Source organism: Mycobacterium sp. UM_Kg27, from assembly GCF_000972905.1.
In the GTDB taxonomy this organism is placed as follows: domain Bacteria; phylum Actinomycetota; class Actinomycetes; order Mycobacteriales; family Mycobacteriaceae; genus Mycobacterium.
The window spans coordinates 1-13,491 of the sequence record NZ_JRMM01000120.1; the positions used below are offsets into that span (position 1 = coordinate 1).

Sequence of the window (13,491 nt, forward strand, 5' to 3'; positions counted from 1 at the left end):
AGATGTGTATAAGAGACAGCGACATCGGTTCCAAGCTGCTCAGTTTCGGCAGCGGCGCCCACTTCTGCCTCGGCGCACATCTGGCCCGGATGGAGGCCCGGGTGGCGCTCGACGAACTTTTCAGCCGGATCAGCGACTACCAGGTCGACGAGGCCAACGCCGTGCGGGTGCATTCATCCAACGTGCGCGGCTTCGCCGACCTCCCGATCACCGTCAAGGAGGCATAAATGCCACGTTTCGACCCATCCCCGGACCGACGGCCCGCCATCGTCACTGGCGCATCCTCGGGAATCGGCGCCGCCACCGCAGAAGAATTGGCGCGCCGCGGATTCCCCGTCGCACTCGGTGCCCGACGTACCGACAAACTCGCCGAACTGGTCAGCAAGATCCGGGACAACGGCGGCGAGGCGGTCGCGTTCCCGCTCGATGTCACCGACGCCGACTCCGTGAAATCCTTTGTCGCGTCCAGCATCGATGCGTTGGGCGAGATCGAGTTGCTGGTCTCCGGCGCCGGCGACATGTTCCCCGGACGCATTCACGAGCTGCCCACCGAGGCGTTCAACGATCAGATCCAGGTCCATCTGATCGGCGCCAACCGGCTGGCCACGGCGGTGCTGCCGGACATGGTCGCCCGCCAACGCGGCGACGTGATCTTCGTCGGATCCGATGTGGCATTGCAGCAGCGTCCGCACATGGGGGCCTACGGTGCGGCCAAAGCAGCGCTGGTCGCGATGGTGCACAACCTGCGGATGGAGCTGGAGGGCACCGGAGTACGCGCTTCCATCGTCCACCCCGGCCCGACCCTGACCGAGATGGGCTGGAAACTCTCGGCCGAGCAGGTGGGGCCGATGCTCGAGGACTGGGCCAAGTGGGGTCAGGCGCGCCACAGCTACTTCCTTCGGCCGCAAGACCTGGCTCGAGCCATCGCCTTCGTCGCCGAAACTCCGCGCGGCGCACACATCGTCGACATGGAGGTGCAGCCCGAAGCCCCGCTGCGCGACACCGCCTCCGATCGCCAGCACCTGCAACTGGGTGAGGAAGGAATGCCGTTATGAGCGTCACCACTGAGGTTCCCCGGGTCTCCGGGGGCGAGGCCGAGCACGGCCACCTCGAAGAATTCCGCACCGACCCGATCGCGTTGATGCAGCGCGTGCGCGACGAATGCGGCGACGTCGGCTGGTTCGACCTGGCCGGGCGCAAGGTGGTGCTGCTGACCGGCGCCGAAGCCAACGAGTTCTTCTTCCGCTCCACCGACGATGAGCTCGACCAGGCCGCGGCCTACCCGTTCATGACCCCGATCTTCGGCAACGGCGTGGTGTTCGACGCTCCGCCGGAGCGACGCGCGGAGATGTTGCACAACACCGCACTTCGTGGCGAACACATGAAGCGTCACGCCAGCACCATCGAGCACGAAGTACGCCAGATGATCGCCGACTGGGGCGACGAGGGCGAAATCGACCTGCTGGAGTTCTTCGCCGAGCTGACCATCTACACCTCGACCGCGTGCCTCATCGGCCGGAAGTTCCGCGAAGAACTCGACAACCGGTTCGCCCAGCTGTACTACGAGCTGGAGAACGGCACGGACCCGCTGTGCTACGTCGACCCGTACCTGCCGATCGAGAGCTTCCGTCGCCGTGACGAGGCCCGGGTCAAGCTGGTCGAACTGGTGCAGGGCATCATGAACGGCCGGCTGGCCAATCCAGAGACGGACAAGAAGCGCCGAGACATGATCGACGTCATGGTGTCGATTCCGGACGAGACCGGCAACCCGCGATTTTCCGCTGACGAGATCACCGGGATCATCATCTCGATGATGTTCGCCGGGCATCACACCAGCTCGGGAACCAGCGCGTGGACGCTGATCGAGATGCTGCGTCACCCGGAGGCTCACGCCGCGGTCATCAAGGAGCTCGACGAGCTCTACGCCGACGGTGGCGAGGTGAGTTTCCATGCGCTGCGCCAGATCCCGAACCTGGAGAACGTGCTCAAAGAGACCCTGCGCATGCATCCGCCGCTGATCATCCTGATGCGGGTGGCCAAGGGTGAGTTCGAGGTCTGCGGCTACCCGATCCACGAAGGCGACATGGTGGCGGCTTCGCCAGCGGTCTCCAACCGGATCGCCGAGAACTTCCCCGAACCCAACGACTTCGTACCGGCGCGCTACAACGAGCCGCGCGAGGAGGATGTCATTCACCGCTGGACGTGGATCCCCTTCGGGGCGGGCCGGCATCGCTGCGTGGGGGCGGCTTTCGCCACCATGCAGATCAAGGCGATCTTCTCGGTTCTGCTGCGCGAATATGAGTTCGAGATGTCACAGCCGCCGGAGACCTACCGCAACGACCATTCCAAGATGGTGGTGCAGCTGGCCCGCCCGGCCAAGGTGCGCTACCGCCGGCGCAGCAAGTAGAAGCCGAGGGAGCGCTGAAATGGGTAGCTACACAGTGAAGGTGGACCTGGACCTGTGCCAGGGCCACGCCATGTGCGAGCTGGAGGCGCCCGACTACTTCCAGGTGCCCAAGCACGGCAAGGTCGAGATCCTCGACTCCGAACCACCCGACTCCGACCGCCGCCAGATCCAGGCAGCCGTACGGTCTTGCCCCACCCGAGCTTTGTCCATTGAAGAGAAGGAATAGACGTGGCGACTTCAGCCCCCAACCCCCGTGAGTTCTACGAAGAATGGGTCGAACGCTGGCTGCAGGCCAACCGTGACGCCGAAGCGGCCGGCGACTGGCGACCGCTGGCCGACTTCTACTCCGACGACGCCACCTATGGCTGGAATATCGGCCCCAAAGAGGACGTGATGTGCGTCGGGATCGACGAGATCCGCGACATCGCCTTGGGCCTGGAGATGGAAGGGCTGGACAACTGGCAGTACCCGTACCAACGGGTGCTCATCGACGACAAGCAGGGTGAGATCGTCGGATTCTGGAAGCAGGTTGCGACGGACGCCGATGGAACCGAGTCGGAGATCTACGGTATCGGCGGCAGCTGGTTCCGCCTCAACTCCGACGGCAAGATCGAATGGCAGCGCGACTTCTTCGACTTCGGTCACGTCCAGAAGCTCTACCTGGACCTGATGACAGCCGGCAAGCTCTCCAGCGGAATGCAGAAGCGCATCGAGCGCAGCCTGGCCGGCGAGAAACTGCCCGGCTACTACCCGCTGGGGACATCTCCGGTTCCACTCTGGTAGAACACAACTCACTCCAGGAGAACTCGTGGCCATCCGCGTCGCCCTGATCGGTACCGGCAATGCCGGACGCATCGCCCTGTCCGGGTTGATCACCAATCCCGCCTACGAGCTCACCGGGGTGTGGGTCTCGACGGCAGCCAAGGTGGGCATGGATGCCGGCGCGCTCGCCGGTCTCGACGTCCACACCGGCATCGCGGCCACCGACGACTTCGAGGCGATCATCGGCGCCAAACCTGAGGCCGCGGTCTACTGCGCGATGGGTGACACCCGGCTGCCCGATGCCCTCAAGGACGTCTGCCGACTGCTGGCCGCGGGCATCAACGTCATCGGAACCGCCCCGGGGGTACTACAATACCCCTGGGGCGTCATCCCGGACAAGTTCATTGCGCCCGTCGAAGACGCTGCCCGACAGGGCAATTCGAGCGTATATGTCAACGGTGTCGATCCGGGCTTCGTCACCGATATGGTCCCGCTGGCCTTCGCCAGCACGTGCCAGAGCATTGAGCAGATCCGCTGCCTGGAGATCGCCGACTACGCGACCTACGACGGCGCCGAGGTCATGTTCGACGTGATGGGATTCGGCAATTCGCTCGACAACTTACCGCTGCTACTGCAGCCAGGCGTCTTGAGCATCGCGTGGGGGGCGACAATCCGCGAGCTGGCCGCCGGGCTGGGTGTGACCCTGGACGCCGTCACCGACTCATCGGAGCGCGAGCCGGCACCGGAGGCCTTCGATATCGCCGCTGGCCATATCCCCAAAGGCGGTGTCGCCGCACTCAAGTTCGAGATCAACGGCATCGTCGACGGCAAGCCCCTGATCGTGGTTGAGCACGTCACCCGGCTACGCAGCGACCTGCGGCCGGACTGGGCGCAGCCGGCTCAGCCGGGCGGCTCCTACCGCGTGGAGATCACCGGCGAACCGTCCTACACCGTTGACATCTGCCCCACCAGCCGGCATGGCGACCACAACTACGCCGCGATCGCGGTCGGTGTTGGTCGCGTGGTCAACGCGATTCCAGCGGTCATCGCCGCACCGGCCGGCATCGTCACCACGCTGGACCTGCCGTTGGTCGGCGCGCCCGCCGTCATCGCGGGAACCAGCGGCTGAAACACCGAACACAACCAACAGCACTGGACTGAAAGGCGGAATGCGCATGGGGCGGGTAGACGGCAAGGTGGCCCTGATCAGCGGGGGTGCGCGCGGTATGGGCGCGGCCGACGCCCGAATGCTGGTCGGCGAGGGCGCGCAGGTGGTCATCGGCGACGTGCTGGACGAGGAAGGCGCGGCGCTCGCGACAGAACTGGGTGACGCCGCGCGGTATGTGCATCTCGACGTCCGGGACCCGGAGCAGTGGGCCGCCGCGGTGAAAACCGCGGTAGAGACGTTCGGGAAGCTGAACGTGTTGGTCAACAACGCGGGGACCGTCGCACTGGGGCCGCTGCGCAAGTTCGATCTGGACCAGTGGCACAACGTCATTGACGTCAATCTCAACGGCACATTCCTGGGGATGCGCGCGTCCATCGATTCGATGATCGCCGCCGGCGGCGGATCCATCATCAACGTGTCCTCGATCGAGGGTCTGCGCGGGGCACCGATGGTGCACCCCTACGTGGCCTCAAAATGGGCGGTGCGCGGACTGACCAAGTCCGCCGCGCTCGAACTGGCCCGCCACAACATTCGGGTCAACTCGCTGCACCCGGGTTTCATCCGCACCCCGATGACCGAGCATCTGCCCGAGGACATGGTGACCATTCCGCTTGGGCGGCCCGGCACCTCCGACGAAGTGGCCACCTTCGTGCTCTTCTTGGCCAGCGACGAGTCCTCCTACGCCACGGGCTCGGAGTTCGTCATGGACGGCGGTCTGGTCACCGATGTTCCGCACAAAAACGGTTGACACTGGGTCATACACCTAGCCATCATGTGTATGCCCGAGCGAGGTTCATGCTCCAGCGACAATCAAAGGTGTTCGTCTTGACATCAACGCAATCCGCTTGCCCGTTCGGTTCAGGTTTCGATTTCACCGACCCGGATGTCCTGCTCCACGGTATGCCGATCACCCAGTTCGCTGAGCTGCGCAGGACCGCGCCGATCTGGTGGAACGAACAGCCCTCACACAGCAACATCTTCGATGACGGCGGTTACTGGGTCATCAGCAAACATCAACACATCAAAGAGATCTCGCGCGACAACGACGTGTGGTCGACCAACGCCAAGGGCGCGGTCATGCGTCTGCCCGACGGCATCTCCGCGGACCAATTGGATCTGACCAAGGCGTTATTGATCAACCATGACCCGCCCGAGCACACCCGACTGCGCAAGCTGGTGTCGCGACTGTTCACGCCCCGCTCGGTGAGTGCGCTGGAGGAGAAGCTGGCCCAATCGGCGCGCGAGATCGTCGCCGCGGCGGCCGAGAAGGACAGCGGCAATTTCGTCGACGACATCGCGATGCAATTGCCGCTGTTGGCGATCGCCGATCTGCTCGGTGTTCCCGAGGCCGATCGGGAGAAGCTGTTTCACTGGACTAATTCGATCATGAACACCGATGACCCGGATTTCGACTCTGATCCGGCGATGGCCAACGCGGAGTTGATGGGCTATGCCTACACCATGGCCGAGGAGCGGCGACGCTGCCCGGCCGACGACATCGTCACCCGGCTGGTCCAGGCCGATATCGACGGCGAAGCCCTCGGCGAGACCGAGTTCGCGTTCTTCGTCATCCTGCTGGCGGTGGCAGGCAACGAGACCACCCGCAACGCCATGACACACGGAATCAACGCGTTCGCGGAGAACCCCGACCAGTGGGAGCTCTACAAGCGGGCGCGTCCCGAGACCGCCGTCGACGAGATCGTGCGCTGGGCGACCCCGGTGCACTGCTTCCAGCGCACCGCCCGAGTCGATACCGAACTGGGCGGCGTGGCCATCGCCGAGGGGCAGCGCGTCGGGTTGTTCTACAGCTCGGCCAACTACGACGAAGAGGTCTTCGACCAGCCGTTCAGTTTCGACATCCTGCGTGACCCCAACCCGCACCTGGCGTTCGGCGGACAGGGCACGCACTACTGCATCGGCGCCAACTTGGCCCGGATGGAGATCCGGCTGATCTTCGACGAGATCGCCAACCAGCTTCCCGACATCGCGAAGCTGGCCGAGCCGCAACGACTGCGTTCCGGCTGGATCAACGGCGTCAAAGATCTACAGGTCGCCTACCACGGCTAGGTCGTCAGTCGCGCGACCAGGCGGTGCGGACCCAGTGTGTCGAGGGGGTTCGAACGAACCTTCCCGCCGCCCGGTAGGGGGTTATAGGCTCCGAGCAGTGGACTGCCGGACGTCCCGGAAATTCCAAAGGAAAGCAGGTTTGCGGTGAAGACAAAGGGTGCGTTGCTCTGGGAGTTCAACAAGCCGTGGTCGGTCGAGGAGATCGAGATCGGTGACCCCCAGAAAGACGAGGTCAAGATTCAGATGGAGGCGGCCGGTATGTGCCACTCCGACCACCACCTGATGACCGGCAGCATTCCCATGGCCGGATTCCCGGTCCTCGGCGGACACGAGGGCGCCGGAATCGTCACCGAAGTCGGGCCCGGGGTGGAAGACATCGCGCCCGGCGACCACGTGGTGCTGTCCTTCATCCCGTCCTGTGGCAGCTGTCCGACCTGCCAGTCCGGAATGCGCAATCTGTGCGACCTGGGCGCCGGACTGCTCAACGGCGTGGCGGTCAGCGACGGCACCTTCCGCGTCACCGCGCGCGGCCAGGGCGTCTACCCGATGACTCTGCTCGGCACGTTCTCGCCATGGATGGTGGTGCACAAGTCCTCGGTGGTGAAGATCGACCCGTCGATTCCGTTCGAGGTGGCCTGCCTGGTCGGCTGCGGCGTCACCACCGGCTACGGGTCTGCTGTCCGCAGCGCCGACATCCGCCCGGGTCAGGACGTCGCGATCGTCGGTGTCGGCGGGGTCGGCATGTCGGCACTGCAGGGCGCGGTCAATGCCGGAGCCCGCAACATCTTCGTCATCGACCCGGTGGACTGGAAGCGCGACCAGGCGCTGAAGTTCGGCGCCACCCACGTCTACCCCGACATCTTCGCAGCGATGGGCGGCATGATGGAGGTCACCGCCGGGCTGATGGCGCACAAGGTGATCGTCACCGTCGGCGAGGTGCACGGCGCCGACGTCGACAACTACATGGTCCTGACCGCCAAGGGCGGCACCTGCGTGCTCACCGCGATGGGGTCCATGCTGGACAACCAGGTCACGCTCAACCTGGCGATGTTGACGCTGCTGCAAAAGAATCTGCAGGGCACCATCTTCGGTGGCGGCAACCCGCAGTACGACATCCCGCAACTGCTGTCGATGTACAAGGTCGGCAAGCTGAACCTCGATGACATGGTGACCCGCCAGTACAAGCTGGAGCAGATCAACGAGGGCTACCAGGACATGCTGGACGGCAAGAACATTCGCGGCATCGTCCGCTACACCGACGCGGACCGCTAGCGCGGCGGAGCCGGGCGCAGCGGGTCCGCGTTACGGCACAGCGGACCGCTAGCGCGGCGGAGCCGGGCGCAGCGGGTCCGCGTTACGGCACAGCGGACCGGTAAGGCATCAGTCTCTGCGCTGAGGGCGAAGAAGTGCGAGAAGCGCACGCTCTCAGCGCAGAGTCGCGAAGAATCAGTCGGGCCGGAACACCAGGCTGGCTTTGAGCTTGGTCCTGTTGCCGACCATGCCCAGGAAGTTCCCCTCCACCGCGAACTGCTTGCGGGTGACGGTCGTCTCGGTGGTCAGCCGTACCCCGCCGTCGTTCAGCGCGGACACCTCGACCTTCAGCGGCAACGGTCCGGTGATGCCCTTGACAGTCAGTTCGGCGTCCAGCCGCGCGACATCGCCGCCGGCCGGCTCCCCACCGGTAACCACCACGGTGATGTCCGGGTAATGGTCGGTGTTGAAGAAGTTCGATCGGCGCAGGTCGTGGTCCCGGGTGCCCAGGCCGGTGTTGATCGAGGCAGCCTTGATATTGACCCTGCCCGTCACCGTCTTGTCGTCCTTGATCTCGCCGCTGCCGCTGAATTCGGTAAACGCGCCCCGGACCTTCAGCGCACCCCACATGGTTCCGTTCTCAAATCGGACGCTTGACTGCCCCGGATCCAGACTCCAGGTTCCCACTGCCTTCGGACTGCTGAGAAATGTTGCGACAGATGACATCTCATCTCCTCTGTCTCTGGCGTGGCAAGCCAGCACTACGGATATTCAGGGGTATCAGCTCGTTTTCGATAATACGCAGCAGCGGCGCTTTAATCTGGCACTCGGTGCATATGCTGATCCCATGACCACCTTGTTCACCAAGATCATAAACCGGGAGCTACCGGGCAGATTCGTCTACGAGGACGACGACGTCGTCGCCTTCTTGACCATCGAGCCGATGACCCAGGGCCACACGCTGGTGGTGCCCCGCGCCGAAATCGACCAATGGCAGGACATCGACGGCGCCGTCTTCGCCCAGGTGATGGCCGTGGCGCAGAAGATCGGCAAAGCGGTGTGCCGCGCCTTCGACACCGAACGGGCCGGCATGATCATCGCCGGCCTAGAAGTTCCTCACCTGCATGTCCACGTTTTTCCGACGCGCAGCCTGTCCGACTTCGGTTTCGCCGGGGTGGATCGCAATCCGCCCGCGGAATCGCTCGATGAGGCGCAGGTAAAGATTAAGGCCGCACTGGCCGAACTGGGCTGAGAGTCAGACGATCTCAGCGGGCACCTCAGCCGCGCGGGCTGAGGTGTCCGCTTGACGGGGCAGTGATACCCGGAAAGTGCAGCCCTGGCCCGGCGGAGAGCTGACGGTCACCGAGCCGTGGTGCGCCCGGGTCAGCGAGTCGACGATCGACAGCCCCAGCCCGGTACCGCCGCTGGCTCGCGCCCGCGACGAGTCGGTCCGGAAGAACCGTTCGAAGGCCCGCTCCACATCCTGCTCGCTCATCCCGGGCCCCTGGTCGATGACCTCGAGGATGGCGTCGTCGCCCTCGGTGCCGACCCGCACGGTGATCGCGGTGTCGTCCGGAGTGTGCTGCAGCGCATTGGAGACCAGGTTGCTCAGCACCTGCCGCAGCCGGGCTTCGTCGCCGAGCACCTCTGGAGTGCCGGGGCCGTCGAAGACCTCGAGTTCGACGGCGCGATTCGGTGCGATGGCCCGCGCGTCGTGCACCGCGTCGGTGGCCAACACCAACAGGTCGACCCAGTGCCTCTCCAACGGACGCTGAGCATCGGTTCTGGCCAGCAGTAGCAGGTCCTCGACGAGCAGCCCCATCCGGCGCGCTTCGCTTTCGATGCGCGACATCAGTAGTTCCACATCGCGGGCCGCGCCCTGCCGGTACAACTCGGCGAAGCCGCGAATCGTGGTCAGCGGGGTGCGCAGTTCGTGGCTGGCATCGGTGATGAACCGCCGCATCCGCTCCTCGGAGATGCGCGCGCTCTCCGCCGAGGCCGCCGAAGAGGCCACTGCCTCCTGGATCTGCGCCAGCATGCCGTTGAGCGCCAACGTGAGCCGTCCGACTTCGGTACGCGGATCACGTTCGGGCACCCGACTGTCCAACTGACCGGCAGCGATTGCCGCCGCCGTCCGTTCGACCTCGGCCAGCGGCCGCAGGCTGCGGTTCACCACCACATAGCCGGCGGCGCCCAGCACCAGCAGCACCCCGACGCCGATCGTCACCCGCCACCAGGCCAGGTAACGCAGCGTGGCCCGGGGATCGGACAGATCCCTGGCCACGGTGATCAGCCTGCCGTTCTCGCCGTGCACCGACAACGCCCGCCACTGCACGCCCGACCCGTCGACGGAGCCGATGGTGATCGGCACCGATCCCACGTCGTTGTCCGGGGGCAGCAACGGCTCGGCGTTCTGGTCATTGACGACGGTCCAGATGCTGCCGTCGGGGTCGACGTCGCGAACGTAGAAGCTCGTCGGCGGCCGGCCGGGGCTGGGGTCCTCGCCCTCCCTCGACGGCAGCCGCCCGCGCTGTTCCAGCGCCCAGCCGTGGGCGGCGTCGATGAGCGTGGCGTCGATCCTGCCGATCAGCCGGTGCCGCAAGATCGTGGTCACGGCATACCCCTGCGCCAGCAACCCGATAGCCACCATCGCCAGGGTGGCGGCCACCAGGCTGACTTTCAGCGGCAAGATGTCCCGAAGGGGTTTGACCGTCCCCATCTGTGTCGACCTATAATCCGTTTCCGGCCCTCACCGGCCACAGTCGTTCGTCGCGGCTAGCGTTCATCGCGGCTCGCGCAACACATAACCGACTCCACGCAGCGTGTGCAACAGGCGCTTTTCGCCGGTGTCGATCTTGCGCCGTAGGTAGGAAACGTAAGACTCCACCACATTGACGTCGCCACCGAAGTCGTAGCGCCAGACGTGATCAAGAATCTTCGGCTTGCTCAGCACCGTGCCGGCATTGATCACAAAGTAGCGCAACAGCGTGAACTCGGTGGGCGACAACGAGACCGGCTGGCCGGACTTCCACACTTCGTGGGTGTCCTCATCGAGTTCGATGTCGGCGAACGCCAGCCGGGAGTTGCGCGGCTCCTGGGCGCCCTTGCCGGCCCGGCGCAGGATGACCCGCAGCCGCGCCACCACCTCTTCCAGGCTGAACGGCTTGGTCACGTAGTCGTCGCCGCCGAGCGTCAGCCCGGTGATCTTGTCCTGCAGCGAGTCGCGCGCGGTCAAGAACAGCGCCGGCGCGTCGATGCCGTCGGCGCGCAGACGGCGCAATACCCCGAAGCCGTCCATGCCCGGCATCATCACGTCCAGGATCACCGCGTCCGGCCGGACCTCGCGCGCGCGGTCCAGCGCCGCAGGCCCGCTGGAAGCGGTGTAGACCTCGAACCCCTGGAATTTGAGGCTGACCGACAGTAGCTCGACGATGTTCGTTTCGTCGTCGACGATGAGAACGCGGGCCTCCGGTGCAGCGTCATGCGCAGCTGTTGCTCCCATAGCGTCAATTCCCTCGCGGTCCGGTGAAAACCACCTGGATATCGGCTGTATGTTTACTGGCAATCAATCTAGCTGATGCGCGCTCCCCATGCCCCCTACACTGGCCTCGTGAGCCTGGTCAAACAGCTTATTGCCGTGTCCACCGCCCCGGCGCGCGTCGGCCTGTCGATCGCCGACGCCGGTCTCGGTGTCGCTACAACGGCGCTCGGACTGGCTCGACAGACCCTCGGCGACGCCGGAAAGCAGGGCTCGAACAGCTCGATGGCGCAGATGCTGGGCTTGGACGACACCCTCGCCCGGGCCAACCGGCTGGCCAAGTTGATGGACGACGACGCGCCGCTGGGCCGTGCGCTGGCGCCGGGTGGGCCGGTCGACCGACTGCTGGCGCCGGGCGGCCTGGTCGACCAACTGACCGGGCCGGGCGGAGTGATCGACCGGCTCACCGCCGAGGGCGGCGGGCTACAGCGGGCCCTGCAGCCCGGCGGCCTGGTGGATCAGCTGACCGACGAGGACGGGCTGATCGAACGACTGCTGGCCGAAGACGGCCTGGCCGACCGGCTGCTGGCCGAAGGCGGACTGATCGACAAGCTGACCGCCCGTAACGGACCCTTGGAGCAGCTCGCCGGTGTCGCCGACACGTTGAGCCGGCTGGCCCCCGGCATGGAAGCTCTGGAGCCAGCGATCGAGACCCTGCAGGAGGCGGTGATCGCGCTGACGCTGGTGGTCAATCCGCTGAGCAACATCGCCGAACGCATCCCGCTGCTGCCTCGCCGGTCCAGCCGGCGCTCGTCGGCCCGGCCGGTGCGCTCCCAGCGGGTGATCGACCAGGACCCGACCGATCCGCAGGGTTGAGCCCGTTGACCGCAACGCTCCGGAGGCCGGAGCCTCAATAGGACCGGCCATCGGCGTACCGCTGTCGCCGGTAGTAGCGCCCCTGCCGCTATTCCTGGCTTTAGCGACGCCGCATCCGAGACAGGTCCCCGACACAAGGCGACGCTATTCCCAGGACCGACAGGAATGGAGCCGCGTGAGAGACTCGAACTCTCGACATCCGCTTTACAAGAGCGACGCTCTACCAACTGAGCTAACGCGGCCGGGGCCGGCTCTATGAGCCATGGCGATTGTACGACGGTGTGATGCCGTCCAATCTCCCGCTCCCCGCCGGACTCGAGCCGACGGGAGGTGCGAGCCGACGCTGTCGATGTCGTCTGGTCGGCAGACGCCGAAATCGCGCACTAACCCCAGCGCACGACCCAGCGCAGCGATTCGCCCGGGCAGGCAACCAGTCGGCCCCGCCGACTAGTCGCGGGTCAGGTACTCCAGCACCACGCGGGTAAAGGCGTCCTTGGCCTCGATCATGGTCCAGTGCCCGCAGTTGGGGAACACGTGCACCTCGGCGTCGGGAATGGTCCGCATCGGGATCAGCGCCATGTCCAGCGGGCTGACCCGGTCATCACGGCCCCAGGTGACCAGCGTCGGCGTCTTCAGTCGGTGCATCATCGCCCACGGCAGCGGCCCCTTGGACGCCTGCATCATCTTCACCATGTTGGCGAAGGACTCTTTGCCGTACATGAGCCGGGCGCTGGCCAGGGTGTCCGGGTCGGTGGCCAGTGCCCACCGCTCCTCGATCAACTCTTCGGTGATCACCGACGGGTCGTAGACCATCGAGTGCAGCCAGCGCACCAGCGCGTCGCGACTGGGGTTGTCGACGAAGTCCTGCAGCAACCGAATACCCTCGGCCGGCCCCGGGCTGAGCAGGTTGGTGCCGATGCCACCGATGGTGACCAGCTTGCTCACCTTGTCGGGGTTGCCGATCGCGTAGCCGATGCCGACGCCGCCGCCCATCGAGTTGCCCACGATGCTGAATTGGTCCAGGCCCAGCGCTTCGACGAAGGCCGGCACCGCGCCGAACGCGGTCACCATGGGGTGCCCGCCGAAGTCGTCGCTGACCCCGAATCCGGGGAACTCCAGCACCAGGCAGCGGAAGTGCTCGGCGAACGCGGGCAGCACGCCACGGTAGTTGCGCCATCCGGTCACGCCCGGCCCGGAGCCGTGCAGCAACAGCAGTGTCGGGCCGTCACCGGCCTCGTGGTAGCGCAGCACCCCCTGCTCGGTGGTGACCTCGCGCAGCGTCTCGTCGTGGCTCAACTCGGTCGGCATATGTCTCCTCAAAGCTCCCGAAAGTCTTTAGACACGCTAACGCCGGACGCCGCCCGTCGCGGTGTCGGGGTCCGGATCTCCAAGCGCTGCGGTTATTTCGTGGCCCGCTCTCGCTGGATTTCCAGTGCGATGTCGATGAGCTGGTCTTCCTGGCCGCCGATCAGCTTGCGCTGA

At 65.5% G+C, this 13,491-nt stretch carries 16 protein-coding genes and 1 tRNA gene; 11 read left to right on the plus strand and 6 right to left on the minus strand.

All coding sequences use genetic code 11. From position 1 onward, the window contains the following. The 9 genes from LI94_RS16680 to LI94_RS16720 all read left to right on the plus strand — a co-directional run. The coding region (locus tag LI94_RS16680; protein WP_046301879.1) for a cytochrome P450 at nucleotides 1-227 on the plus strand (227 nt) is incomplete at its 5' end. Continuing rightward, nucleotides 228-1,055, plus strand: a complete 828-nt coding sequence (locus LI94_RS16685; protein ID WP_046301880.1) for an SDR family oxidoreductase — start codon at nucleotides 228-230, stop codon at nucleotides 1,053-1,055. Continuing rightward, entirely contained in the window at nucleotides 1,052-2,407 is a 1,356-nt protein-coding gene (locus LI94_RS16690) for a cytochrome P450 (protein ID WP_046301881.1), read from the plus strand. The genes LI94_RS16685 and LI94_RS16690 overlap by 4 nt, the downstream gene beginning before the upstream one ends. 19 nt (nucleotides 2,408-2,426) lie before the next feature. Further along, nucleotides 2,427-2,633, plus strand: a complete 207-nt coding sequence (locus LI94_RS16695) for a ferredoxin (RefSeq protein WP_024443866.1) — start codon at nucleotides 2,427-2,429, stop codon at nucleotides 2,631-2,633. A gap of 2 nt (nucleotides 2,634-2,635) precedes the next feature. Then, entirely contained in the window at nucleotides 2,636-3,190 is a 555-nt protein-coding gene (locus LI94_RS16700; RefSeq protein ID WP_046301882.1) for a nuclear transport factor 2 family protein, read from the plus strand. Nucleotides 3,191-3,215: 25 nt separating this feature from the next. Beyond that, nucleotides 3,216-4,298 carry a diacylglycerol kinase gene (locus LI94_RS16705; RefSeq protein ID WP_046301883.1) on the plus strand — a complete coding sequence of 361 codons (1,083 nt, stop codon included), beginning with the start codon at nucleotides 3,216-3,218 and terminating at the stop codon, nucleotides 4,296-4,298. 46 nt (nucleotides 4,299-4,344) lie between these two features. Continuing rightward, on the plus strand, nucleotides 4,345-5,085 hold the full coding sequence (locus LI94_RS16710; protein WP_024443869.1) for a glucose 1-dehydrogenase: 741 nt from the start codon (nucleotides 4,345-4,347) through the stop codon (nucleotides 5,083-5,085). Between the two features lie 47 nt (nucleotides 5,086-5,132). Then, a complete protein-coding gene (locus tag LI94_RS16715; RefSeq protein WP_152664851.1) occupies nucleotides 5,133-6,404 on the plus strand; it encodes a cytochrome P450 in 1,272 nt (423 codons plus the stop codon). A gap of 144 nt (nucleotides 6,405-6,548) precedes the next feature. Next, the gene (locus LI94_RS16720; RefSeq protein WP_046301884.1) at nucleotides 6,549-7,676 is read left to right on the plus strand and encodes an NDMA-dependent alcohol dehydrogenase; all 1,128 of its coding nucleotides are present in this window, start codon (nucleotides 6,549-6,551) and stop codon (nucleotides 7,674-7,676) included. A gap of 174 nt (nucleotides 7,677-7,850) precedes the next feature. Here LI94_RS16720 and LI94_RS16725 read toward each other — a convergent pair whose 3' ends face one another. Further along, complete coding sequence (locus LI94_RS16725) at nucleotides 7,851-8,381, minus strand: YceI family protein (protein ID WP_024444038.1); 531 nt, start codon at nucleotides 8,379-8,381, stop codon at nucleotides 7,851-7,853. Nucleotides 8,382-8,502: 121 nt separating this feature from the next. On the opposite strand from LI94_RS16725, the gene LI94_RS16730 reads away from it, so the two are divergent. After that, complete coding sequence (locus LI94_RS16730) at nucleotides 8,503-8,907, plus strand: HIT family protein (protein ID WP_024444039.1); 405 nt, start codon at nucleotides 8,503-8,505, stop codon at nucleotides 8,905-8,907. A 3-nt stretch (nucleotides 8,908-8,910) separates the two neighbouring features. Here LI94_RS16730 and LI94_RS16735 read toward each other — a convergent pair whose 3' ends face one another. Both LI94_RS16735 and LI94_RS16740 read right to left on the minus strand, forming a co-directional pair. After that, the gene (locus LI94_RS16735; RefSeq protein ID WP_046301885.1) at nucleotides 8,911-10,374 is read right to left on the minus strand and encodes a HAMP domain-containing sensor histidine kinase; all 1,464 of its coding nucleotides are present in this window, start codon (nucleotides 10,372-10,374) and stop codon (nucleotides 8,911-8,913) included. 63 nt (nucleotides 10,375-10,437) lie between these two features. Further along, on the minus strand, nucleotides 10,438-11,157 hold the full coding sequence (locus LI94_RS16740; RefSeq protein WP_046301886.1) for a response regulator transcription factor: 720 nt from the start codon (nucleotides 11,155-11,157) through the stop codon (nucleotides 10,438-10,440). A 108-nt stretch (nucleotides 11,158-11,265) separates the two neighbouring features. Here LI94_RS16740 and LI94_RS16745 point away from each other — a divergent pair, with 108 nt between their 5' ends. Beyond that, on the plus strand, nucleotides 11,266-12,009 hold the full coding sequence (locus LI94_RS16745) for a hypothetical protein (protein WP_024444042.1): 744 nt from the start codon (nucleotides 11,266-11,268) through the stop codon (nucleotides 12,007-12,009). 166 nt (nucleotides 12,010-12,175) lie between these two features. Here LI94_RS16745 and LI94_RS16750 read toward each other — a convergent pair. From LI94_RS16750 to LI94_RS22475, 3 genes are all read right to left on the minus strand, one after another. Beyond that, nucleotides 12,176-12,251 (minus strand) — tRNA-Thr (locus tag LI94_RS16750). 205 nt (nucleotides 12,252-12,456) lie between these two features. Continuing rightward, nucleotides 12,457-13,317, minus strand: coding sequence for an alpha/beta fold hydrolase (locus LI94_RS16755; protein ID WP_024444043.1), 861 nt, complete (start codon nucleotides 13,315-13,317; stop codon nucleotides 12,457-12,459). A gap of 92 nt (nucleotides 13,318-13,409) precedes the next feature. Next, the coding region (locus LI94_RS22475; RefSeq protein WP_152664716.1) for a hypothetical protein at nucleotides 13,410-13,491 on the minus strand (82 nt) is incomplete at its 5' end.